Source organism: Pseudomonas sp. 8(2025) (assembly GCF_052665325.1).
Window position 1 is genome coordinate 492,286 of record NZ_JBQOIE010000001.1, and the last position, 21,994, is coordinate 514,279.

19 protein-coding genes are annotated in these 21,994 nt (G+C 54.5%); 16 read left to right on the plus strand and 3 right to left on the minus strand.

What is annotated here, in order from left to right:
• Positions 1-68 precede the first annotated feature (68 nt).
• The 6 genes from ACUXVH_RS02360 (at position 69) to ACUXVH_RS02385 (ending at position 8,047) form a co-directional block, all read left to right on the plus strand.
• A complete protein-coding gene (locus ACUXVH_RS02360) occupies positions 69-1,175 on the plus strand; it encodes a tyrosine-type recombinase/integrase (protein ID WP_445493771.1) in 1,107 nt (368 codons plus the stop codon).
• Positions 1,172-3,520 (plus strand): site-specific integrase, encoded by a 2,349-nt coding sequence (locus tag ACUXVH_RS02365; RefSeq protein WP_445493773.1) that lies wholly within the window; start codon positions 1,172-1,174, stop codon positions 3,518-3,520. The genes ACUXVH_RS02360 and ACUXVH_RS02365 overlap by 4 nt, the downstream gene beginning before the upstream one ends.
• Positions 3,517-5,598, plus strand: coding sequence for a tyrosine-type recombinase/integrase (locus ACUXVH_RS02370; protein WP_445493775.1), 2,082 nt, complete (start codon positions 3,517-3,519; stop codon positions 5,596-5,598). Before ACUXVH_RS02365 ends, ACUXVH_RS02370 begins: the two co-directional genes overlap by 4 nt.
• On the plus strand, positions 5,595-6,101 hold the full coding sequence (locus ACUXVH_RS02375; protein WP_445493777.1) for a hypothetical protein: 507 nt from the start codon (positions 5,595-5,597) through the stop codon (positions 6,099-6,101). The genes ACUXVH_RS02370 and ACUXVH_RS02375 overlap by 4 nt, the downstream gene beginning before the upstream one ends.
• Positions 6,098-6,931, plus strand: coding sequence for a thymidylate synthase (locus tag ACUXVH_RS02380; protein ID WP_204149668.1), 834 nt, complete (start codon positions 6,098-6,100; stop codon positions 6,929-6,931). The genes ACUXVH_RS02375 and ACUXVH_RS02380 overlap by 4 nt, the downstream gene beginning before the upstream one ends.
• 132 nt (positions 6,932-7,063) lie before the next feature.
• A complete protein-coding gene (locus tag ACUXVH_RS02385) occupies positions 7,064-8,047 on the plus strand; it encodes a hypothetical protein (protein WP_445493780.1) in 984 nt (327 codons plus the stop codon).
• A gap of 51 nt (positions 8,048-8,098) precedes the next feature.
• Here ACUXVH_RS02385 and ACUXVH_RS02390 read toward each other — a convergent pair whose 3' ends face one another.
• A complete protein-coding gene (locus ACUXVH_RS02390; RefSeq protein WP_445493782.1) occupies positions 8,099-8,575 on the minus strand; it encodes a helix-turn-helix domain-containing protein in 477 nt (158 codons plus the stop codon).
• Positions 8,576-8,752: 177 nt separating this feature from the next.
• On the opposite strand from ACUXVH_RS02390, the gene ACUXVH_RS02395 reads away from it, so the two are divergent.
• The 4 genes from ACUXVH_RS02395 (at position 8,753) to ACUXVH_RS02410 (ending at position 11,184) form a co-directional block, all read left to right on the plus strand.
• On the plus strand, positions 8,753-9,487 hold the full coding sequence (locus ACUXVH_RS02395) for a metallophosphoesterase (protein WP_445493784.1): 735 nt from the start codon (positions 8,753-8,755) through the stop codon (positions 9,485-9,487).
• Between the two features lie 75 nt (positions 9,488-9,562).
• Positions 9,563-9,880 (plus strand): hypothetical protein, encoded by a 318-nt coding sequence (locus tag ACUXVH_RS02400; RefSeq protein WP_445493786.1) that lies wholly within the window; start codon positions 9,563-9,565, stop codon positions 9,878-9,880.
• 97 nt (positions 9,881-9,977) lie between these two features.
• Positions 9,978-10,475: a hypothetical protein gene (locus ACUXVH_RS02405; RefSeq protein WP_445493788.1), complete on the plus strand. Its 498-nt coding sequence runs from the start codon at positions 9,978-9,980 to the stop codon at positions 10,473-10,475.
• Positions 10,476-10,554: 79 nt separating this feature from the next.
• Entirely contained in the window at positions 10,555-11,184 is a 630-nt protein-coding gene (locus ACUXVH_RS02410) for an HAD family hydrolase (RefSeq protein WP_445493790.1), read from the plus strand.
• A gap of 1,028 nt (positions 11,185-12,212) precedes the next feature.
• Here the strand turns inward: ACUXVH_RS02410 and ACUXVH_RS02415 are convergent.
• Positions 12,213-13,508 (minus strand): ImmA/IrrE family metallo-endopeptidase, encoded by a 1,296-nt coding sequence (locus ACUXVH_RS02415; protein ID WP_445493792.1) that lies wholly within the window; start codon positions 13,506-13,508, stop codon positions 12,213-12,215.
• Positions 13,509-13,845: 337 nt separating this feature from the next.
• On the opposite strand from ACUXVH_RS02415, the gene ACUXVH_RS02420 reads away from it, so the two are divergent.
• Genes ACUXVH_RS02420 through ACUXVH_RS02430 form a run of 3 tightly spaced genes read left to right on the plus strand, consistent with a single transcriptional unit; the run spans position 13,846 to position 15,478 of the window.
• Positions 13,846-14,538: an HNH endonuclease gene (locus ACUXVH_RS02420; RefSeq protein WP_445493794.1), complete on the plus strand. Its 693-nt coding sequence runs from the start codon at positions 13,846-13,848 to the stop codon at positions 14,536-14,538.
• Positions 14,535-15,176, plus strand: coding sequence for a hypothetical protein (locus ACUXVH_RS02425; RefSeq protein WP_445493796.1), 642 nt, complete (start codon positions 14,535-14,537; stop codon positions 15,174-15,176). The genes ACUXVH_RS02420 and ACUXVH_RS02425 overlap by 4 nt, the downstream gene beginning before the upstream one ends.
• Positions 15,176-15,478 (plus strand): hypothetical protein, encoded by a 303-nt coding sequence (locus tag ACUXVH_RS02430; protein WP_445493798.1) that lies wholly within the window; start codon positions 15,176-15,178, stop codon positions 15,476-15,478. Before ACUXVH_RS02425 ends, ACUXVH_RS02430 begins: the two co-directional genes overlap by 1 nt.
• Before the next feature lie 119 nt (positions 15,479-15,597).
• Here the strand turns inward: ACUXVH_RS02430 and ACUXVH_RS02435 are convergent, their stop codons facing one another.
• Complete coding sequence (locus tag ACUXVH_RS02435; RefSeq protein WP_445493800.1) at positions 15,598-16,689, minus strand: TauD/TfdA family dioxygenase; 1,092 nt, start codon at positions 16,687-16,689, stop codon at positions 15,598-15,600.
• A gap of 144 nt (positions 16,690-16,833) precedes the next feature.
• Here ACUXVH_RS02435 and ACUXVH_RS02440 point away from each other — a divergent pair, with 144 nt between their 5' ends.
• From ACUXVH_RS02440 to ACUXVH_RS02450, 3 genes are all read left to right on the plus strand, one after another.
• The gene (locus tag ACUXVH_RS02440; RefSeq protein WP_445493802.1) at positions 16,834-17,796 is read left to right on the plus strand and encodes a hypothetical protein; all 963 of its coding nucleotides are present in this window, start codon (positions 16,834-16,836) and stop codon (positions 17,794-17,796) included.
• A gap of 2 nt (positions 17,797-17,798) precedes the next feature.
• Positions 17,799-21,104 (plus strand): UvrD-helicase domain-containing protein, encoded by a 3,306-nt coding sequence (locus ACUXVH_RS02445; RefSeq protein ID WP_445493804.1) that lies wholly within the window; start codon positions 17,799-17,801, stop codon positions 21,102-21,104.
• A gap of 112 nt (positions 21,105-21,216) precedes the next feature.
• A complete protein-coding gene (locus ACUXVH_RS02450; RefSeq protein ID WP_445493806.1) occupies positions 21,217-21,930 on the plus strand; it encodes a hypothetical protein in 714 nt (237 codons plus the stop codon).
• Positions 21,931-21,994: the final 64 nt, after the last annotated feature.

Genomic DNA, 21,994 nt, shown 5'->3' on the forward strand with positions numbered 1-21,994 from the left:
AAGAATCCCCAATTCAGGAAGCCGTGAACGTCACAGGGACAGCCGTCTTTGATGATGATGAGCGCCTAATGCCTTTGATTTCGGGTTACCTATCCTACGCGCTCCGGGAAGCCGATATATCCCAGCAGACGGCCATCACCTATGGTCGCAACCTTGGGTACACATGCGAGTACCTGATGAACCGCCGTGAGTTTCGAGATTGCGAGCGTGACTCTGCATTCTTGGAAATTCGTACCCACGTGATCGAGGAGTACTTCGCTCACCTGCGCGAGGCAGAAGGGCTTTCCAAGAAGACGGTGCGCAACCGGGATTCGTCTTTGATGGCGTTTTTCAACGATTCGCTATGCCGGGGAGTGGACGACTCACCCGCGCCTCGTACCGCGCCTAACCCCTACACTGAGGGGTACCTATCCCCCCGTCCTAACAAGAACCTGGTGGTGGCCTGTTCCCTGAATGATCTCAGAGAGCTCATCCTAGCTACGCGGAGTGAGCGTGAACGCTGCTTGCTCCAGTTCATGTACGACTCAGGCGTGCGCCGCTCAGAAGTCCCGCGAGTGACTCTCAAGGCCATTGATGATGCCCTTCGATTCCAGGACACGCTGTTCATCTCGCCTGGCGTCTCAGAGCCGGTGAACGCGGACTACTGCCCACTGCACATTGATGGAAGCAAAGGCCCTGCGGACTCCTTCAAACCCCGCCAGACGTTGGTCAGCCGCGCCACTCTGCTGCGTATCAAGAAGTACCATGCTTCGCCGCTGTACAACATGACTAAGCGTCAATTCAAGGGGGCTGAGAACACCCCTGCTTTCCTGAATGCGGAGGGAGGGGCGTACACCCCTCGCTCGATCGCCAAGCTCTTGGAGCGCACATCCGAGCGAGCGCTGAACCTGCTGAAAATTGACAGGATGATCTCTCCCCACAAGTTGAGACACGGGAACGCCTATGCCCTGTTGAGAACGCCAGACATCGGCACCGATTACCTTGACCGGCTGGTGAGCGTGCAAAAGACGCTGGGTCACTCGCGCCTCAGCACGTCGGAAACCTATACCCAGATCCCCTACGACCTCTACCAGAAGCTCGTACGCCCCGGAACTGAAACTAAGACGAAAGCAGGCGAGATGGCCGAGCTTTCCCAACAGACGCGCCTGAAAATTGATGCGGGAGATATGAAATGAGTCGGCTGACTAGCGCTCAGGTAGATGCTGTCATTGAATCGTTTGTGGCCCGCGTCACTGATGATCGTGAATCGCTGCTCAGGGTATCCCTCAGCAGGGGCGAGGACTTGGCTGTAGCCCCGAACTACGTAATTGAGCAGACAAACCTCAGCCCAATGGCGATCTCTAAGCGCACATCATACTTTGAGCCGATCTTCGATGCGATGCGCGCCGAAGGCATCATTGTCCCAGGTCACTCGTCAAACGCTTGCGATTGGCGCCGTAGGTTGCTTGCTTGGTATGAAGGCATGTCTATGGAGGAGAAGTTGGCCATCCCGGTGTTTGGCAATAGCATCAAGGATCGAGGCTTCTTGAGCGAGATTCCTGAGTTATCAGGCTTCAATGGCGCGAGGACGAGATATGAACTCGTGAGGATCACATTTGAGGAAATCCTTGATGATCTTCGAAAGCTCGGCGTACTTGATCCTGAATACCAAACTGTTGAACAACGGATTGCCTCTAAACCAGAGAGCAAACCCACGGAATCATTGCGAGACGCCTTCGACACTTTGCGCTCAGTCCGCATCCATCGCCTGTCCGACCTCGTAAGCCCGGAACCGGAGCGTCCCTTCCAGCACCTGCTGCACCTCTTCAGCGCTTCATCAATGAAGAGCAGTAGCGCGTCAGGGCAGTCGAATTTCATTGAGGCTTTCAAATACTATCGAGCCTATCTGAAGGAGGCCAACTACACAGGCTTGGAGGATATCCGAGAGCTCGTAACCCCCTACACCCTTCCAAAGTTCAGGGTATATCTGCAAGACAAGATTCTTGAGCGTTCGCTGTCGACCAGCCACAGCAGCACCCTGATGAGCTCGGCTCGGAAGATGATGGCCCGTGCAGTCCAGATTGAGGGCCTGGGGCTGACTAGCTTCGTCGCAGCTGTAGGGTTTGATACTGAACGTGAGACTGACCAGTACAAGCCTTACCCCCAAGCTGTGCGAAACCGAATCTCGCAAGTCATTGAGCAAGAGATCGAGGAAACCAATCGCTTGGCCCAGCCTTACGTTCCCAGCCAGGTAGGGGAAGATCCGCTGAACCCTGACGGAAGAGTACGCCGGGGCTTTAACACTCTCGATAACGCTCGGTGGATTTTTGAGAACAAACTCGACTGCAAGCCCCTGAACTTTGAATCAGTAGATAGAAATGACCCCTATCAACGGGCGTTTATGTCGATTATTTCGACTTCGTCAATTTCGATCTTCGAGGTTTATAAAAGCTGGGGCGTGCAGTATCAGGTTGATGGTCGAGTCATTGCGCCGTACATCGCTCGACTTGCCCAGGTCACCGGCATGAACGCTGACTCTTTGCTTGGACTGGAGCTGGATGATTTCATTGAGCGCCATGACTTAACGGATCGGCCTTGCTTGCTGTATTGGAAAGAGCGCTCTGAAGGCGCGAAGATGCTTCATCTTGATATCTTCCATGCAGAGATTTCTTGGCTGACCACCTCTCAAGGCCGTGTGGTCAAACAGATCTTTGACGATGTGACGCATCTGACCCGTGAGATCCGCTTGAATGCGCCTGTCGAGGCTCAGAACAAGCTCTTCATCTACCGCTCAAGCTCTCCCAGGAAATACGGGGTTGTAGATTCCTTTGAGAACTCAGGGGCTAACCAGCTCAAGAAGACTCTGGATAAGTTCTCTCAGGATCACGGGCTTCTTGACGAAGATGGCAATCCTCTCACGCTCTCACCGTCACGTTTCCGACCAAGCTTCGTGAGCGAGCTGATCGAGCGCGGCGTCTCTCCGCGTGAGATTCAGGTGCTACTGGGGCATAAGAACCTGAGCACCACCATGGCCTATCTGGATCAGATGGACTTCAACCCCATGGCGCGCCGAATGTTGAACAAGGTTCTCCATGAAATGCAGCAAGACACGTTGGAGGAGGCTCCGAAGCTCATCCCGACCACGACTATCGAGTCCGCGCCTGAAGCTATGCCGCTGCGTTCTGGCCTGGCGACCTGCATGAACGTCTTTGATCCACCAGCATTCATCAAGGCTTTGGCAAGCTACGACCCCAGCAAGCCCTGCACGCTTTTCAACATGTGCCTTTCATGCAGCAACAGCATTATCACGGTATCGCACCTGCCAGAGCTCTTTGCCATGCGGCGCGACTACCAAAGGATGATTGAGGTCAACCGGGTGCTCGATACACCCTACGGAGCCGTCATCCTGGACAACCTTGATGTGCTCAACAATCTTCTAGATCCTGATACTTCGGACTTTTCCGCAGAAGAGCTGACCAAGGCTGAGCGTCTCTCTGAAAACCTGCAGGTCAGCATTCTGACCGAGGGAGTAACGCTGTGAACCATGCCCTGATCCCTGAACTTGCTGCGTACAAACAGTGGCGTACAGCTGCTCACACCCTGCTGCTTGAGTTGCACAAGAACGTTGCCGATCCGACCCCTGTGTCGATGGAAGCCCTCTCTTGGTACCAAGCGCTGATGGCGCTGCCTGTCAGTAAGACATCGGTCTTGGGCGACGCCGTCTGGGACTTCAATGAAGATCATCCGAACGCCGCCAGGAACGTCCAAGGAGCCAAACTACGGCTCAATTTTGAATCGTATCCATTGCTCAACCAGTCGGCGGTCTTGGAGGTCAAGGTAGCCCTGTATTGCTGGCTGAAGATGCCAGCGGCAACGCGCTCGTTTGCCTCCCCAAGGAACATCAAGGCCAACACCGCCATCTCATGCATGAAGGCTGGATTGAGCTTTCTGGATACGATGTCAGGTCAGGCGCGTCAGCTGATGACGGATGAGTTCTTCGAGGTTGGACACCATGGTCTGACGTACTTCGACGCGGGCATGTACCGGGAGGCAGCGCTCGTTCATCCCTACGCCTTTGGCCCTGATCTCAAGAAGTTCTTTACCTTGGTCAGGTCGCCATTTTTCGAGGAGCAGATTTTCGAAGAGCCACTGCCTTACGTTCAGCTGGAATCGCTCGCCTGGGCCAAGGTAATCAAGCACGTCCCTGATTCCGAGCGCACATACCGTATTTTGCCAAACGATGTGTTCGAGAAGGCTTCCCGCGAGGCGTCGTTCGCAGTCGTCGATTTCCTAAGCACTCTAGGGGAGCCTGTAGATGACTTGGTAGCCCTTACCCGCCAAAACGCTAGCGGCTACTCGTTGGCCAACGCTCAAGAACTGTCGCGTTACAATTTCGAGTTGTACGTAGCGCTTAGGCTGCGGAGAAAAGGCTATGACTCCGGTGCGATGGCGAATGCACTGTCCGCAGCTTTTGGCTGCATTCCATCTACGTTCCAATCTGGCTCTGGTCGACATGATTTTAAGGCGACCGAAACGTTACTCAAGCTCTCAGATTCCAAACTGGACGATGATTTCCGCAGGTACATCAATTTCGTTTCGTACAGTGCCTGCTATCTCGTGGCGCAGTACACCGGTATGAGGCCCTCAGAGCTCTCCGAGATCCTGGTCGAGTCATGCATGGAGCAAGAGAGCGACTACTGGTTGCTGATCAGCAATGTGATCAAACATCGCCAAGGCTTGGCCAAGCTGTTCGACGACAAGTGGATCGCGATCCCGATTGTGCGTGACGCTATTCGTGCGGCTTGCCTCATCGCTAAGGTAAAGCAGAATCCTTACCTGTTCTCCAATGTGGATACTGTCGCGCAGGACGCCGAACCAAACTCAATGTCCTCGCTTGGAATCACTCACCAGTTCAGAGCCTTCTTCGAGGATATTCTGACGGATGAGGAGTTCGAGTCGCTGGAATTCTCGCCTTACACGTTGCGACACACCCTGGCTTACCAGATGGCCAGGGCTGAGCTAGGGCTCCCATTCATTTCCCACCAGTTGAAGCATTTTGGTGACCTCATCGGTAGTGCTGGCCAAAACAAGGCATTCAGTGCGGTGACGCTGGGGTACGGAGCAATCGCTGAAATCTTGTCCAAGGGGGGGCGTTCATCTAGCAAGACGCCAACGCAAATGGCAGAGGAGGAGTACATCCAGAGCTATTGCGATCCTGATGGGAACTACGCCGGCCCCAATGCAGAGAGCCACAAGGCGCGGATGAAGAAGGTGTTCAGTGGGTACATGGCGGCTGGCTACACCAAAGAGCAGATCATCGCCCAGATGGCCAAGAAGCGCATGGCGATCATCAACGTGGGACAAGGCTTCTGCTATGGCGGACAGCGCGAGGTATTTGACGAATCTTTGCCCTGCATCGGATCGCTGCGTTGCAATCCGAATCGGTGCAAAAACGCCGTGGTTACCAAGGCTCACGCTCCTAAATGGCGGGAGATCTATGTGCAGAACAGCTTGGCCTTAAGCTCTCCTAACTCAACAGGCGCGGAGGAGGAATTGCGTGCGGCGATGGAGGAAGCCAAGGGTGTGTTGGAGCATCTCGGTGAGGAGGTCGAGGTATGAAAGGCCAGGCGTTTGATGCCAAGAATAAGCTCGACTACGACCGGAACACTGAGCTGCTGGCTCAGGGGCTTATGCAGATTGCCTCTGATCCGAATTTGAAGCCAACGATGGCCGAGCTGAGCCGCATCACGGGGATTCATCGCAACACTATCCGGCAGCGTGACTTCCCGGCGCAGCGGCTTGAGGCGATCAAGGACAACCGCCGCATTGCAGTGCTCGCTCAGAGGGTCAAGGCTGAGAAGAAGCAGGATCCCAAGACGATTCTGATGCAACGCCTTGAAAAGAGTCGATTGGAAGTGCTTTATTGGTTCAATAGGTATCAGGAATCTGAGAACTCTTGTGCCACGCTCGACAAGAGATTGGACACTGTCCGCGAGTCTAGGGACTACTACGTCCAGCTCGCTGATGAGCTACGTCAGAAGATCAAAGAGCAAGAGACTGAAATTTTGAAATTGCGTGACGCACTGGATTTGGTCAGCGCGAACCTTGAGGAACCGAAATGAAGATGTACCACGATTTGCTGGCCGACGTGCTAGAGAATGGCGTCGAGAAAGGCGATCGCACCGGCACAGGCACGCTGAGTGTCTTTGGTCGCCAATTCCGCCATAACCTGGAGGATGGCTTCCCGCTCCTTACCACCAAGAAGCTCCATTTCAAGAGCATCATCAACGAGATGATCTGGTTCCTGAACGGTGACACCAACACCAAATGGCTCAAGGAGCACGGTGTCAGTATCTGGGATGAATGGGCGACTGAAGACGGTGACCTCGGCCCGATCTACGGCAAGCAGTGGACGGCCTGGCCTACCCAGGACGGCAAGACCATCAATCAGATCGACTACGTCGTCAACACACTCAAGACGAACCCGAATAGCCGTCGCATTCTCTTCCATGGGTGGAACGTCGAGTACCTTCCCGATGAGTCGGTGAGCCCACAAGAAAATGCACGTAATGGGAAGATGGCATTGCCACCGTGCCATTTGCTCTATCAATTCTATGTAGCCAACAATAAGTTGTCGGCGCATCTATATATTCGGTCGTCAGATCTACTACTTGGGAATCCCTATAATTTGGCTGGAGTTAGTTTTTTAACTCATATGTTGGCACAGCAGTGTGATTTGGGAGTTGGCGAAGTTGTAGTTACCATGGGTGATGCTCATATTTATTTGAATCATATTGAGCAAGTAAAGCTGCAACTTACTCGTGAGCCGCGCCCTCTTCCAAAGTTGGTGTTCAAGCGTAAGCCAGAGAGCATCTACGACTACAAATTTGAAGACTTTGAGATTGTGGGCTATGACCCACATCCTCATATCCCTGCTCCTGTATCGATCTAAATCCGTGGAGGGATTGAGTCCACCGGTAACAGCGCCCCAAGCGCTTGATACCATCTACCGGGCTCGTTCCCTCCCTCCTCAAAGCCAGCTGCTCTGGCGTCCGCTTGAGAACGCCCATTAGGATTCCAAGACATGGATCTGGTCGATACCCTGCGCAACAAAATTCAGGCCTTGGGCGACGAGGAATGCGTTCCAGGGCTCAAGGCCGTGCTTCTCCATATTGAGACCGCATTCCGGCATCTGTCGCGGGGACAGGAAAATGGTGAGGACACAGCATTCACCGACTCGATTTACCGTACGAATCAGGCATTCGAAGGAAGTGTCAAGGAAGCGTATCGAGTTCTTGCGGGTAAAGATCCTGGCCGAAAAAATCCCTATGAAATTGAGAATTACCTCGAAAAAAATAGCGTGTTCAAGCCACGGGTTCTGTCGCAACTTACAACCTATCGTACTGAGTGGCGGAACCCCTCCACGCATGATTACAAACTGAATTTCGACGAAAGCGAGGCTTTCTTGGCCATCGTCTCCGTTTCAGCATTTTCGTGCCTTCTCTTGGATCAGATCACTGAACGCGTCGCCTATAACACGGCTCAAGCGGAAGCAGAGCGAGAGCTTCAGGCCGCCATTCAGAGAATTAGCATTGCAAGAACAACTGGCCTTCTGGAATGGGTAGCGGAGTTGTGTTTGCACTTCTTGCCCCACTCCGAAGTGGATATGAGGTCAGGCCCCGCTCGTCGGCAGGCGCAGTTCTTCGGAGGTCTAGCGGGGTACATGGCAGGCGTTGCACCAGATCTTGCGATCCAAGCACCCTCTGCATTTGGACGCATGAGTTCGGATTTTCTAATCGTACACGGGGATGACCGAGTGGTGGTTGAAACCAAGTCTCGTTACGACTTAGAAATGTTTCGTTGGGCGTTGACGCGCATCCAAGAGCTACTGGGGGTCTACCGAGGCAAAGTTACCAAAGGGGTGATCATTCTAGGGTTGGAAGGAGATATGAAACCGCTTCGGCTCCCTACGGATGTCCTTGGCGCCGAGGTTATCGTTCTGATGCCGGCTGACCAGAGCGTGCCTGAAGAGTTGCTAACTCGCTTCTCTCAAAGGAGCCTGCTATAGCCGGCATGATTCTCCACATAACCTGCGCAATTCACCCTGAGATACAGCGGATCAGCGAGGTAGATCTTTGAGCCAGTAACGCCTGACAGTTGCTTCAGGCAAAGCCAGCGCCCGACTCACCTCCGCCTTCGACATGCCGCTGGCCTTGAGCTCCAGCACAGCTCGGATTCGATCTGGGCTACTGGGTTTGCCTCGCGTGCGCTTTACCAGCCCTTCACTAGCGTCCCAGTGCTTCTTCAGGCCTTGTAAGCCTCCCTGGGCTACGAAGCCCTCCAAATCCTTTGAAGCCTTCGCCATGACATCGATAGGTGATGACCCATCCTGGAGGGCCTGACACAGCGCGACGAGAGCCACGAGATCGAAATCCAGGGTGCGCGCGATCTTGCTCAGCTTGACCAAAGAGACCTGCGTTTTCCCCTGCTCCAATCGCGACAAATTGGCTTGGGAGCTGATCTCGGCAAGCTCCTCCTGAGCCGATCCTCTCAGGTCGCGCAGAGCTCGGACTATTGCTGCTATCTCGTTCTGCATGCTGAGCGCTCAAAACGAAGAATAGGGCCACAGCGCCATGCGTCGATAAATATCGAAAGCTAGCAATAATGGCGATCATCGTTTATCGTGGGCCTACTGATGGCAGCCTCGCCGCGTCCGAGCGACCGGGCCAGGGAGTGATCAATTTATTAGAAAGTCGACGTCAGCAGGCTTGGGATGAAGCTTCATATACTGTCTGATCTACATTGTGAGTTCGCCGATTTCGTCCCCCCTGTGGTGGACTGTGACGTGGTCGTACTAGCCGGCGACATCCACGTGAAGTCCAGGGGGGCTAGATGGGCCAGCCTGACCTTCAGCACGCCTGTCATATATGCCATGGGCAATCATGAGCACTACAGCGGGAATATAGATCGAACCCACAGCAAGCTGCTTGACGCTGCTGAGGCGCACGTCCACGTCTTGGAAAATCAGGTTTTAGAACACCGTGACGTGCAGTTTCTCTGCGCTACGGGTTGGACGAGCCTGGCCGCGACCGGAGACCCTGTAGCTGCTTCTTGGTGCGCTCGTAAGTCACTGAATGACTTTCGCGCTATCCGTGTCGGTGAACAGTATCGTCGTTTGCGCCCTGATGACCTGATCGCGAGAAATCGAGAGACGAAGGAGTGGTTAGAGGCTCAGCTGTCGCTGCCATTCAACGGTAAGCGCGTAGTTGTGACTCACCATCCGCCCCTTATGAAGTTCGTGAGTGACCAAGGAGCCGATCCTCACTTGCGAGCAGCCTATGGAAACAATTGGGATGGCCTGATGGATTTCAAGATCGATCTATGGATCTTTGGCCATACCCACGAAGCTGTGGATGAGGTTGTTAATGGCGTCCGGTTTGTGAGTAATCCTCGTGGTTATCCCACTGAAGAAACTGGCTTTCGGCCAGACCTAGTTGTCAGTGTATGAAGACTGATAGGGCTGCTGGCGTTTAGCTTTTTCAGTAAGTGAGTAGGTTTCAAATTCGAACGTGATGGAGAATCCATGAGTTGTCTGAATTCCCAGGACTGGATGGCTGAGGGCGGAATACGATTGCCCAGTTTGGTGTCAGCTAAGTTGGCGGTTGCGCAGGCCCATGATTGGGGTGCGCTAGTGGACGCGTATCTGGTAGATGCGGCTGAAGTTGGTGATCGTTTCGTTGCGTACGTGTATGGCGATCTTTCAGGGCACCTGGTTGATGGGATGACAATTGTCACACCCCCTAGTGAGGTGATAGCGGAGGTCGAGGGCATGGCGTTATTGCGGACAGTGTCAGGCAACGATCATTACGTCATGGTCAGCCGATTGCCTGTCGCTGCTTGAGTGCCCTCGCGTCGTCAAGGACGCTATCTCAGCCTGCTTCATCGATCCGGGCGTCATCAAATTCGCTAATGGTTAATGTGTGTTTAAGGGAAGAAGCATGTCCGATTTAAAAAAGTTGACATTGACTGTTAAGAACTATGATGCTCAGGCGAGCGGTGATCTAGACGCTCTCTATCGACGTGTTAGATATGAAGATGAGCACGGCGCTACGCTCTATTTCAAAGAGGTTGTGATGCTGAAGTATCTAGCGAAACATGGTGCTTTGGCGACTGATGTTCCGCGAACTTGGTACTATAAGCATGCCTCAAAAAAATCGATAATTGTTGTCGCTTTCGAGAAGGCTGGTGGGAAAGTTGAGTGCGACTTAGATGATCTGAGAATTATTGCAAGGTCGACTTTGATAAAGGGTGTGGTTGTATCGCTAGCAGCGGTTCCAGCTGGGCTTATTGCCGCAACAGCCACCTTTGGAGTTGGGCTTGTCATTATTCCTATGTTTTTGTGGTATGGGTACAGGAACGTCTTCAAGCTTCCGAAAATGCTGCGTAGAAAAAGGCTGGTGGATGATTTTTCAAAATTTGGCGTTACCCTTCGATAGCTTGGGTTCTGGTTGTTGAACTAGATTCTCGTCAGAGTGGCTTGGTGTCTTGTGGACGCTGGCCAGCGAAGGAACTCAGATGAAGACCAGTGCCGTAATTTTTGACGCCTTCGGAACGCTGGTCGAGATACAGCAGCCGACACATCCGTTTCGACAGTTGCTTCGAGAGGGGAGACGTCAAGGCCGCTTGCCTCTCGCTGATGACATTCGAACGATCATGACTCGTTGCCTTTCTTTAAGCGAGGCTGCGCTGCACTTTGGTATCAAGATCTCGCCCTCCCAACTTGCATTTCTCGATCAATGCCTGGAGGAAGAGCTGGCAAGCATTCGGCCATATCCAGACGCGGTTGAGGCCGTTGGGCTGCTGCAAGCTGCAGGGTTGAGACTGGCCGTATGTTCCAACCTGGCCATGGCCTACGGCCCCGTAGTTGAAAGAATTTTCCCGCACCTTGGGGCCTATGGTTTTAGCTATCGCATCGGCGTTATGAAGCCGCAAGCCGGCATCTACCTGCACACCTGCGATCTACTTAATGTCCGGCCAGAAAATGAGCTCAGCGGTCAGAGAAGGATCGTCATGATTGGCGACTCAGAAAGGTGTGATCGGGATGGGCCTCGCCAGGTGGGTATCAACGGTTACCTGTTGCGCAGGAATGGAGACGGCGCTTCCAATCTCTCCCATTTTGCACGATCAGTGCTGAGCGATATGTAGCCACGAGCCGATCTTCGATTCGATGGTAAGCGTTGCGTCTGAGCCGAAGGGCCGCGCTAGGAGGCGGCACTGTCCATACGTACGAACGGTGTCAGTGCGTGGGAAGGCTAAGTGCCTAGAACGAAGCTTGGAAGCGCGCTGGTAGCCCCAGGCGTGGATCAGGGCCGCTAGGATGCACACCACTATGACTTCAACGAACAGCGAAAACAGGACAGTGAGTGTGTCTAGACCGCATGCGTGCAGATCATGGCTGTCCGGCACAATCGCTGCAGGTTTGAAGGCGTTGGATAGGGTGCCGGGATTCCCCTGCACAGAGTACGAGAGACGACCAGACCATTATCACAAGAGGCTGAAGCATGAATGAGCTTAAGGTTGTCGGACGATGCTTTCGCTCCCCAATCGGCTGCTGGAGTGCTAGGTATCGCTGTTTTCAGGGGCGTTACGAGCATATTTTCTCGATCGCGTTTGAAGTGTTTGGAAGTCGAAAGAAGGCCCAGCGATGGCTTTTAAGATCTGTAGTAGGTGTAGGCCGTCAGGCGCCCTGCAGGGTGCTGTGCACACCTATAGGATACGCAGATGCCTATGGCGCGCTATTACGGATGGATCACGGTATGTATGCCTAAGCAGGTCTGCCTGTTGCAGACTTGGAACGCTGAGTCAGCGATGGCGCAGGTTTGGGGCACCCAGGTCAGGAGCAGGGGGATTGCCTCACGTGAACAAAGGCCGAACCGCACGGTGCAAAGCTCGGAACCTGGGCGATTTGCAGTTGGCCCAGGTCTTCAGTTAGCCCAGGCGCCTCACCAGATCGTGAAGAATATTTTCCCCAACGCTGCATGGAGGCTGAACAGGCGCGCTTTGAAGGCAACATCATTGGCTAGAACACAGACACCTAGCCCCCAGACAAACCCGTTCACTTGTTGATCGGTCATCAGAGCGGTCGAATGCTGTCCTGGATAACTTGCGCCACCGCGAGAGTGATCGTAGCCGGGAGCATTGCGGGCGATCCTCTAAGTACCCGACCGGCGAAGTCAACTTTCCGTTTCGACTAGCAAGCCTAGTGCCCGCATTCTCAAGCGGATCGCTGTCTTGGAGACTTTGAAGTATCTGCTGAGTGTGGCACACACGGTCTCGAACTGGCTGATGTTGTCGGGCTGGCTATCGAGGTACAGGGGGCCGTGTCCTCGATTACGAATACCCAGCTGCCGCAGTAATAGTCCAAAAGCTATCTGAAAGTCTTCGCCAGGCATCAATAAACAGGAGGCGAACGTATTGGCTTGCCACTCCAACCGCTCGACTTCTCCTTTTGGGATTGTGATGAATTGGGCCTGGTCAATCTCTTGAGCCCGGATGCTTTCCCGGATCATGTAGCGACCGTGGTTGAGAAAGTGGTGTCCCAATTCATGGGCGAGGGTGAAACGTGCCAGTTGGGATTGGCTGTCTTCAGCAAAGACTTTTATTTCCAGAGGGTAGAACGTAATGCTGCCCAACGCAGAAGTTGAGGACTCCAAGTAGCTCACAATTAGTCCACTGGCGGTTGCCTCCTTCTTCACTAGTGCGTCCAGATCCACCGCGCCGTGGACATACGAGATTGATCTCAACGCCTGCGTCGCCGCGCTCTCGATCCTTTCCCGTGAGATGAACGCCACCCTCGGTGCGCTAACAGCTGCTGGTAATCGAATGAGAGGCAAGTCAGCCTCCCGAAACGCGCTCTCTAGGCCCAACCCGCTCCATATACCATCCCAACCGTTGGTGAAGCCCGAGGGAGTCACGGCATACGCGTTGTGTACCGTAGGCTTAAAGCCGGGCTGGGTCAGGGCGTATTCAATCTCGGCGCGCTTGCGGGCTCGCACGTTGCTAGTGCCAGTCAGGAGCGTGCGGGGAAGCTCCCAGCGGAATTCAGACTGATCGAAAAACCGCAGCACACCGAAGCCACGATTGCGAGCAATGTTGAATGTGCCGGATTGGAACGCGCTGGCAGATGCGAAAACTCCCTTGGCATTGAAGCCGGTGACCTGGCTGATCTTCGAGCCGAACTCCTCAATATCACCAACCGGCACGGTGCCGCTGTAATTCTTGCATTCAATGAGCACCAGCAAAGAAGGTGTCTCAAAGCCAGGAAGGAAAATTTCCACCGACACATCAAAAATGATGAAGTCTTCCCGATCGCGAGAGTAATACCCCTTTTTTCTGAAAATATTGCAGCACTCAGGTCGGAAGGCATAAAACCGGCCTTCGCTAATTTCCCTCGAAAGAAAATCAAATACCTGTTCCTCAAAACGATCACCTTTTGCATAGGTGCTTAGTCTTCCGGCATCAGATTTCATCAGTGACGTGTTCCAAGCGTTACGTGTGAGTAGAAGACCCAAACAAGGGCCGCCATCCAAAGGCTAAGCGTTCTTTGCGGGGCAAAGAGATAGCCGCCACACTTGCTCGATCTGTCAGATTCTACGGACGTGGACACGGTGAAGGAAGCCGCTTGTGGAGCACCAGGGAGCTGGAGACGGGGTCGAGCACTGGTTCCGGGTGCATGCCTCCCGAATCATCTGTATACGAAGAACTGGGTCGGGACAATTAAGTAGACTCGAAGGCCACACCTTAGTAGATCTATGAGCCTGTACGTTCGCCGGCTATTCTATGAGCCCGGCCCGTAGACTCAAGAACATGGCAGAACGTAAGCACATCCCCTCCCATACGAAGCTTCGCCTGTTTTCGGCAGCCGCAGGCCACTGCCAGCGTCCTGCGTGCTTGGAAACACTCTTCCCCGATGAGATGGGTGGAGAAAAACACATCGCCGAGATGGCTCATGTAATCCCACACGGTGAAAAAGGCCCCCGTGAAGATGAGCGGCCTGCCGGCGATTTTGAGGTAGACGGTTTCGAGAACCTGCTTCTCCTATGCCCTACCTGCCATACGATTATCGATAAGAATCCTGAGGCGTATAGCCGCAGCACCCTATTAGGATGGAAAAATAACCACCTTTCAGCCTTGGCTCAAAAACAGGGAATTTGCGCTTATGATGACCGCGCAGGCGGTAGACTCGCGATTGTCGGCGCAATGGCTGAAAACAAGGCAATATGGAACGAACTCGCCCCTTTCGAGGGCGCTAACTCCGACCTCGACCCTGAATCCGAAGCTGCGAAGGCCTGGTCACACAGGATGCGCAACGTCATCCTTCCCAATCACTTCCGCATCCAGGCTATCGTCAAAGCGAATTTGCACCACATGACGGATGCGGAATTGGCCACATTTGCGCGTTATCAGGAACACGTCCGTGGGCTCGCGGAGCGTCATGTTTGCGGTATCGCTGGTCGAGCTATTCGATACCCCACGAAAATGGACGAAATACTCGCATGAAGTGGCAAGTGAAGTATGCATTGGAAAACCTTAGCCGTGACCAAGATGTAGCGTCGGCTGCTCATGTTGGCGGCGACGCTATACAAATCGCGGTACATGGGCATCCTGACGTTTTAGCGATAATCTCAGACGCACACATAATAGATAGAGAACTCATTCGGAAATATTTCCTCGAATTCCCCGTTATGGATTTCATGTGCGGCTATCGAAAGGAGTGTATCTGGGAAGGTGGGGCCATCCGATTCCTGAAGGAAAAAAATATCGGATGGGGAAGCGCTGGCACCTTGAGCTCTGCGCTGGGCAAAGATGACATCAGGACAGCTACCCACAAGGAATACCGCTTTGCCTACCGACTGATCGAGCAGTCTCGGTCTATCAGTGATCTGAATCGAGAGTTTGATCGGATCTTCAGCCTCAAGCTTTGGAACGGCAAACCCCTTCGGGTAGGCATGGTGCGGGAGTACGAGCCCACGGCTGATGCCATCCGTACGCTGTGGGAGCGTTTTGGCCCAGTTGATATCGTGTGGTCAATTAATCCCAACGGATTCCCTAGGGCCGATGCGATAGAAGCTGGACGTGAACTTGGATGCGATGTGTTGCAATGGGACGAACTGAAGAGTGTTCTGAAAGGTCGCTAATGAGCGCTGCTCAAGTGGCTATGTACCTCCTTGAGGCCTGCCCATCGCTGGTTGACTTCCAGCCTTTTATGTTTGGCTCATCCCTTTATGGCATCGGATATGACTACGATATTTTGATCGTTGGCCCAGCCGGGGAGCCCTTATCCCGGCTGAAACTGGAGCTGCAGGCTGCAGGCGCAGAACTTCCTCTCGACATCTTGTTCATGCTTCCTACCGAAGCAAGCGATACAAACTTCGTGAACCGTGAAAAATGCACTTCGTTTGTACAGCTCGCAACCGGCCTGAAAAGCCGTGCTCGCTGATTGACATAGCCAATCCACGTCCCAAGGCGCCTGACGCTGATTGTTTACTCTTATCAGCTCCCTAGACGAAATGTGCAGCGAAAGCCTCCTGTGCACATCTGCTGCGAGCGCCTAACCTCTTACGGATACAGCTTGAAAGCGCTGCCTTCATGCCACTGGCTAGGATCTATATCCGTGGTGTCCAGCCCATAGGTACGTAGGAGCCAACGTGTTTGCTCGCCGTATTCACTTCCAGGTTCACTGCGACCGTGCAGCGCAATGCGATTGTTCACCAGGGCGATATCACCTGGCTGCAAAGGTACAGCGATCGCGCAGTCAGCACATGCATGCTTCAGAGCGTCCATCGCCTCCTGCGCGGATTTGTGGCCGACGTCAGCAATCTGGGTGGTGCTATGGCTGAAGCGTATCCACCAGCTTCCATTCATTTGGAAAAGGAGCTGCGCATCATCCACATCGAGCTCGTCGCCCAGGATGTCGACCATTCCATCGCGGAAAGTCAGCTGCGAGCCAATGATGTACTGGGGCTTCTGAAGCTCATCGATATGTTCTTGGCTCAAGCGCGCCATGAGGTGGTCGAGAGGCATCACCGTAGTCGGAACTTGCTTCGGGTTGCGCAGTGCCGATAAACACACAAAGTCTGGAGAGGGTGCGATGCGGTCATTCAGGGGGTCGCGGTACCCCCGCAACGGGAAGGTCACGCCATCCGTGTGCCCGCTCATCTTGTCCGCCGATTTGATTGTGAATTTACCTCGGCCAGGCGGGAATACCACTAAGTTCACGAACAGGTCGCCTCCGTTCTCGGAGCCGTAGGAAACCGTGGCGGAATTGATAGCGGCAAGACACGCGATCGCAGTTACTCGGGCAATGACTGTGCCTTCTGCTTCAGGCACCGGGCAAAAATCAATGGGGGTGTCGGGTAGGTCATCTGGCTGGAAGATACCCTCCAGGGTCAGGCAAGGCTGCGCCCACGCAAAGGCTTGCACCTCTGCACAGGTACTACCCCGGCTATTGAGCTCGCGTTCGATCGCAGGCTGCAGCTCACGCCCCAGATCGCTAGGGCGCTCCAAGTACTCAAGCACTTGCTCAAAGGTCATGTTCGCTCGCCATTCGCTGACTGCGACACGCACTGATTCTGAAAAGATTGCCTGGATCAATTGTGTCCCTACACGCGCGAGTGATATAAAAGTGATGTATGCCAGCGTGATTCTCACGCACGATCTCACCAGCGACCAAATCTGTCTATGAAAATGCCTAAGCTTCAGCCTGCCGATTATCTCCAAGGGTGCGCTAGTTTCCTAGCCTGCCTTAAGCCATTCATGCACCTGCGGGAGACCTCCCAGGGGATTGAGTGCGAGATGACCCTGGCTAATGGCCAGCCTGTGGTGGTCACTGGCAAGGACGAGCCGCATCTGCTGCTTGGCTTGATGTCCGTGCTCGTAGAACTGATTCCTCAAGTTCCTGCTGACGAACGGTCAGCGATGTCACCTGTCTCACGCACAGCGCCTGCGGTTAAGCAGACTTTGGAGACGACCATGCAACCTACCGCTACTACCAAAAATATCGATGAACGAACCCAAGCCCGCTTGCAAATTGGTTTAACAACCAAGGTCTCGCTTCACGAGTTGGTAAGAGACGTAGCTAAACGCCGTGGGGTATCGCTGTCGACCGCTGCGCGAGATCTGGTGCAGGACGGGCTGACTCGGTTCGATAAGGAATCAAGGACAGTAGACCCTTCGGAGCTGCTGACCGATTACGAGCGTACTGCCAATGATTACGCAGGTGCCGACTCGGAGAGTTGGATCATTCGGGCTGACAGGCGTCTGGTGATGAGAACGCGTTTACGCGCAGGCGAATATGAGCGCTCGTTGTCATCATTTGCCAACTTCCTTCTCGCCAACGCGTTGAGCCATTGCCCTCACGCTGCCGCCGTGCGTGAGGAAATGGCTAGTTCGTTTACCAGTGATGAGGCTGTCGAAGAGGCTATCAAGGCGATCGAGCAGGTCAGTGGGGTTAAAGCTCGTGCTCTCGCCCCTCAGATCGATCTAGGTGATCAACGCGGCCTGACCAACATGATCCTCGGTGGTTCGGTACTCGCGCCTACGCGTGTCTTGGCGAAGCTGGCCGTCGTTTTGAAGAAGCCGTTGGACGTTGTGTCGGTAGCCTTGGAGCGGCGGTTCGCCACCCAATGCGTTCCAGCGTTCAAAGCGACTGACGGAAAACCCACTGTGCAAGCGGAACGCAAGACGTGGAGTGTTGCAGTCAAAGAGCTTCAGCTGCCGGCTGAGGAGCAAGAGCGTCTCCTGAACCTAGAGGGCTAACTGTGAATCCATTCGACCGGGCACGTCGGCAAGCATTCGAAACCCGAGAAGCCCTGGTCGGATTGGCCGCCTCTCTAGGTGGGGTTAGCTCCTCTGAGCTCCTGGCTCATGTTGAGGACACGCTCGAAATCGCAATTGAGCGCTTACCTTTCGGGCACCCAGAGCTGGGTGGCGGAAGCGGGGTGCTCAAGCGAGAAATCCAAACCATCTACATCCGCAACGACGTGTCTCCAGGAGAAACGGCCTATCTCATCGCTCATGAGTTGGGTCACTGGTACCTCGACGGCGATCGTCCTGCACAGACGGTCGCTCATCTGACCAGCATGACGGATTCCTATGGGAGTCAGGCTACGGTGGCGGTGGAAGCATACGGTGCTCGTGAGCGCTTGGAGCTTCAAGCCAACGTGTTTGCCCGTGAGCTTCTGTTACCCCGTGGTGTCGCAAGCCAACTGTTCCATGGCGGTAGTGGTGCCACGGTCATCGCGGCCACTCTGGAGGTACCGCTGGAGATCGTTCGCCTTCAGCTCTTCGACGGCATTTTGCTCCCCATATTGCCTCCTGCTCCACCTCCTCCTCTGCCGCTTATGACGCAGGGACAGCAAGATGCTGCTACCGCACCCGAAACCTTCGTCAACGTTGTTGCCGGGCCAGGTACTGGTAAAACGACGACACTGATTCATCGCATCAAACACCTGGTCGAGCGGGGTATACCTCCCAGCCAAATCTTGGTGCTGACCTTCACGAACAAGGCGGCTCATGAATTGGTGGAGCGCCTGAAGGTATCTGGTATCGCCGGAGCCGCCGACGTGTGGGCCGGTACTTTCCATGCATTCGGGCTCGAATTCCTTCGCAAATATCATCAGATTTTCGGCTTGGAGTCCGATGTTCGGCTCGCAGATCCGCTGATGCAAGTTCGCCTGATGGTGAGCACGCTGCCCAAGGTGCGGCTCAAGTACTATCTGAGGCTACAGAACCCGTACGATTGGTTACCTGGCGTCCTGGGCCATATCAAGCGACTCAAGGAAGAATGCCTTACTGTTGCTGACTACCGAGCACGCCTGGCTGCACTGCCGGCCTGCGAGCCGGATGTAGCCAATGAACGCGAAGACATCGCCACCCTGTTTGAAGCCTATGAAGCCGCAATGCGGGCTGAGCATTTGGTCGACTACGTTGACCTTATTGCCCTCCCTGCATCCCAGGCCAAGCGGGATCGAACGAGCGTTGCTCAGTACATCGACCATTTCTCGCACGTGCTAGTGGACGAGTATCAGGATGTCACCGAGGTCATGGTCGACCTCCTTCGGCAATTGGCTCTCAATGCTCAGTCATTCTGGGTCGTTGGTGACGTGCGCCAGGCCATCCACCACTGGCGAGGCGCATCGATCCGTAGCTTGATGAACTTCGGCGCCACCTTCCTGAGCACCATTCCCGGAGCCACGGTGCGCCGTTACGCTCTCGACCTGAACAGGCGAAGCACCCCTGAGATCCTGGAGCTATTCTCCTGCGCTGGCATCCATCATGCACTCAACGACCGGATGCCTCTGGAGCCAGTCGCAGCGTTTCGTCCCTCGATCGGGGTTATACCAACCCTGTATGAATGCGACTCGAAGCCCTCCCAAGCCGTCACGATCGCTCAGCGCATTGATGGGCTGGTGCAGAGGGGTGTCCCGTACAGGGATCAAGTCGTGATCAGCCGTAAATCGGCAAACGTTGAGCAAATTGTTGAAGCACTTGAAAACCTGAATGTGCCGGTGCTGCACATCGGCGATGTCTGTCAGCGCCCTGAGATCAAGAAGCTGCTGTGCCTGATGGAATTGCTGTGCATGCGACAGCCGCGCTCCTTGGTCGGGCTGATCTCTGAGCCAGCATTTCGGATGCCACCCCAAGACATCGAGCACCTCATATTCCTGACCCGCAAAGGCGCGGGATTGAGCATGCAGCGAGGCCGTTGGCTGTGGCTGCCTACGCCAGGCCTATCGCCCGCTGGCCAGCAAGCCAAGTCAAATTTGGCGTCGCTGTTGAAAGGGCTCAAGCGCAATTCAAGGCCTTGGGATTTTGTCTCCAAAGTACTGCTCGATCAGCGCTACGGTCTTCCAAACCCTGCTGATCAGACCATACAAGCCCATACTCAGCGCTTGGCAACATGGCTGTTCGTCTACGCCGTACGCAATGGTGACGGCGATGTCCGCCAGGCACGGCTTTCCCAGTTCCTGCTTCGCGAGGAGCTACGCCGTAGGATCGGAGAAAAGCTAGGGGATCGTGGTTTACCGCCTGAAGCGCGAGTCCTGGATGCGGTGAGCGTCATGACCGTGCATTCCAGCAAGGGGCTTGAGTACCCAGCAGTTCACGTCACCGATGTTGACGACGCGTCATACGGCGCCAATCGACCCTATGCATACGATGTGCGGGGATTAGATCTCATCCCCCCGGAAGTGCTTAACAGCAACGGGGCAGAGTTCATGTTCGAAGAACGGGTGGAGCGCAATAACCTGCTCTATGTCGCTCTGTCTCGGGCCCGTGATTACCTATATCTCTATGAGATCAGCGGGTGGCCACGTCCAGTTCCGCTCAATCGCGCTGCTGCCACGAGTCTGGTTAAGCGCTCGGGGGTGAAGGTACCGCCCGCACCCATCATACCTCTGCCGTTGGCTAGCAGCACCGTGATACCCACTCTGAGCTATGAGGCCTTCCAGGCCTACATGAGCTGTCCCCTCCAGTACCACTATCGCTATGAGCTAGCGCTCACTGCCGAGCAGGAAATCGACGTCTCGATCCGTGCTCGTTGGGCGATTATGGACATGCTGTTGGCCGTGGCGAGGGACGGCACTGATCCCAACACGGCATTTCAAGCCGCATGGGCGTTACAAGGTCTACCAGATAGGGCAGAAGATCCTGGCTTGATGGATGATGCGATTGCCGCCGCCAAACGTGGGCTGGTGGTGGTAAACAGCGTCGGCGGTTCCGTTGAAGAAGGGATGGTTTCCGAAGTCAACGGTGTGCGCATTGAGCTCCCTTGGATGATCGCCGATAAAGGGCAACTGCACTGGATTCGAGCTCAGACGGGGATCCAGTACACCCTTAGTCACCTCCGGCCCATGATGCTTGATATCAATGGCTCTCGAAGGCCGAGTGCGAAGATCTATTCCATTATCACTGACCAGCACGTGATGGATGGCCCTTCCAGGCAGGTCGCAAGTACGTCCGTATACAAGATGGCTCAACGTTTTGCTGCAGGTGATCGCTCTGCTTCCAGAGGTCGCCATTGTGGGCGCTGCGCCTATCTGAGCATCTGTGCCAACATCCCCTGATTAACCTCGTACTCCAGCGCTGTATCGCTGGGCTATCTCTCAAAAGCGCGGAAAGGCGTGTGCTGAGATGAGGCGATTGCTTGGCCACCATTACACAAGGACAGTTTTGGGTATGACCTACATTAACCTGCCGAGTAATCAGCAAGCTGCAATCAGCGACGTCGACGAGACAGCGCTTCGGACAGCAGTGCGCAAGTGCCTGGATGAAGAGCGCATAGGGCCGATTCATGGCCTTGGGCTCAGTGACTGCGGCCCTTACGTGGCTACTAGGCTTCATGGGTTCCAACAAGCGATCGCTGAGTACAGCAAAGCCAAGGCCCATGCCAAGCGCGAACGCACTCGGCAGGATGCGCTGTATGCCGGCGATGACCTCATTCACGCTTTGCAGCAGATGAAAGGGCGGCTCGAAACTGAGCGTAAAGAAGGTGAGCTGTTCTTCATTGATGATCAGATCAGGCCGCCTTTCCATCTCAGCAAGCGGCTATCGGTGTCTGTGTCGTTTCGCTGGCGAGCGTCGCCCTCTGCGGACTGGAAGCACGGGCACCTGACGTTCGTCTACGATTTCTCCCCTCAGCCGAATTACACCTTGCCGCTGCCCAAGCGCAAACCCAGCGCCGCTCAGGTAGAGAGGGAACTAGAAGACAGGCGTTACCGAGAATGGGAGCGCTTGAAGGCCCAGGCGCTCTTTTCTATGAGAGAGTTCTTCCGCGATGGCGGCGATGGGGATGCTGTACCAGAAGTGTTCGCGGTGAGGCCTAGTCCCTACGGCGGTGGCTTGAATAACTTCAGCTGCAATTTTTGGCAGCCCGAGAAGCCGGCACCATAAATTCGAGCAAGCAGCAGCCTCAGTAATGGCGGCTTGCGTAGTTCTCCATCAAGCTAAGAACGGA

What these genes read in the sequence shown, in the direction of transcription:
- ACUXVH_RS02360 (WP_445493771.1), top strand. Translation starts at nt 69, where the DNA reads ATGCCTTTGATTTCGGGTTACCTATCCTACGCGCTCCGGGAAGCCGAT.
- ACUXVH_RS02365 (WP_445493773.1), top strand. Translation starts at nt 1,172, where the DNA reads ATGAGTCGGCTGACTAGCGCTCAGGTAGATGCTGTCATTGAATCGTTT.
- ACUXVH_RS02375 (WP_445493777.1), top strand. Translation starts at nt 5,595, where the DNA reads ATGAAAGGCCAGGCGTTTGATGCCAAGAATAAGCTCGACTACGACCGG.
- ACUXVH_RS02380 (WP_204149668.1), top strand. Translation starts at nt 6,098, where the DNA reads ATGAAGATGTACCACGATTTGCTGGCCGACGTGCTAGAGAATGGCGTC.
- ACUXVH_RS02385 (WP_445493780.1), top strand. Translation starts at nt 7,064, where the DNA reads ATGGATCTGGTCGATACCCTGCGCAACAAAATTCAGGCCTTGGGCGAC.
- ACUXVH_RS02390 (WP_445493782.1), bottom strand. Translation starts at nt 8,575, where the DNA reads ATGCAGAACGAGATAGCAGCAATAGTCCGAGCTCTGCGCGACCTGAGA.
- ACUXVH_RS02395 (WP_445493784.1), top strand. Translation starts at nt 8,753, where the DNA reads ATGAAGCTTCATATACTGTCTGATCTACATTGTGAGTTCGCCGATTTC.
- ACUXVH_RS02400 (WP_445493786.1), top strand. Translation starts at nt 9,563, where the DNA reads ATGAGTTGTCTGAATTCCCAGGACTGGATGGCTGAGGGCGGAATACGA.
- ACUXVH_RS02405 (WP_445493788.1), top strand. Translation starts at nt 9,978, where the DNA reads ATGTCCGATTTAAAAAAGTTGACATTGACTGTTAAGAACTATGATGCT.
- ACUXVH_RS02410 (WP_445493790.1), top strand. Translation starts at nt 10,555, where the DNA reads ATGAAGACCAGTGCCGTAATTTTTGACGCCTTCGGAACGCTGGTCGAG.
- ACUXVH_RS02415 (WP_445493792.1), bottom strand. Translation starts at nt 13,508, where the DNA reads ATGAAATCTGATGCCGGAAGACTAAGCACCTATGCAAAAGGTGATCGT.
- ACUXVH_RS02420 (WP_445493794.1), top strand. Translation starts at nt 13,846, where the DNA reads ATGGCAGAACGTAAGCACATCCCCTCCCATACGAAGCTTCGCCTGTTT.
- ACUXVH_RS02425 (WP_445493796.1), top strand. Translation starts at nt 14,535, where the DNA reads ATGAAGTGGCAAGTGAAGTATGCATTGGAAAACCTTAGCCGTGACCAA.
- ACUXVH_RS02430 (WP_445493798.1), top strand. Translation starts at nt 15,176, where the DNA reads ATGAGCGCTGCTCAAGTGGCTATGTACCTCCTTGAGGCCTGCCCATCG.
- ACUXVH_RS02440 (WP_445493802.1), top strand. Translation starts at nt 16,834, where the DNA reads ATGACCCTGGCTAATGGCCAGCCTGTGGTGGTCACTGGCAAGGACGAG.
- ACUXVH_RS02450 (WP_445493806.1), top strand. Translation starts at nt 21,217, where the DNA reads ATGACCTACATTAACCTGCCGAGTAATCAGCAAGCTGCAATCAGCGAC.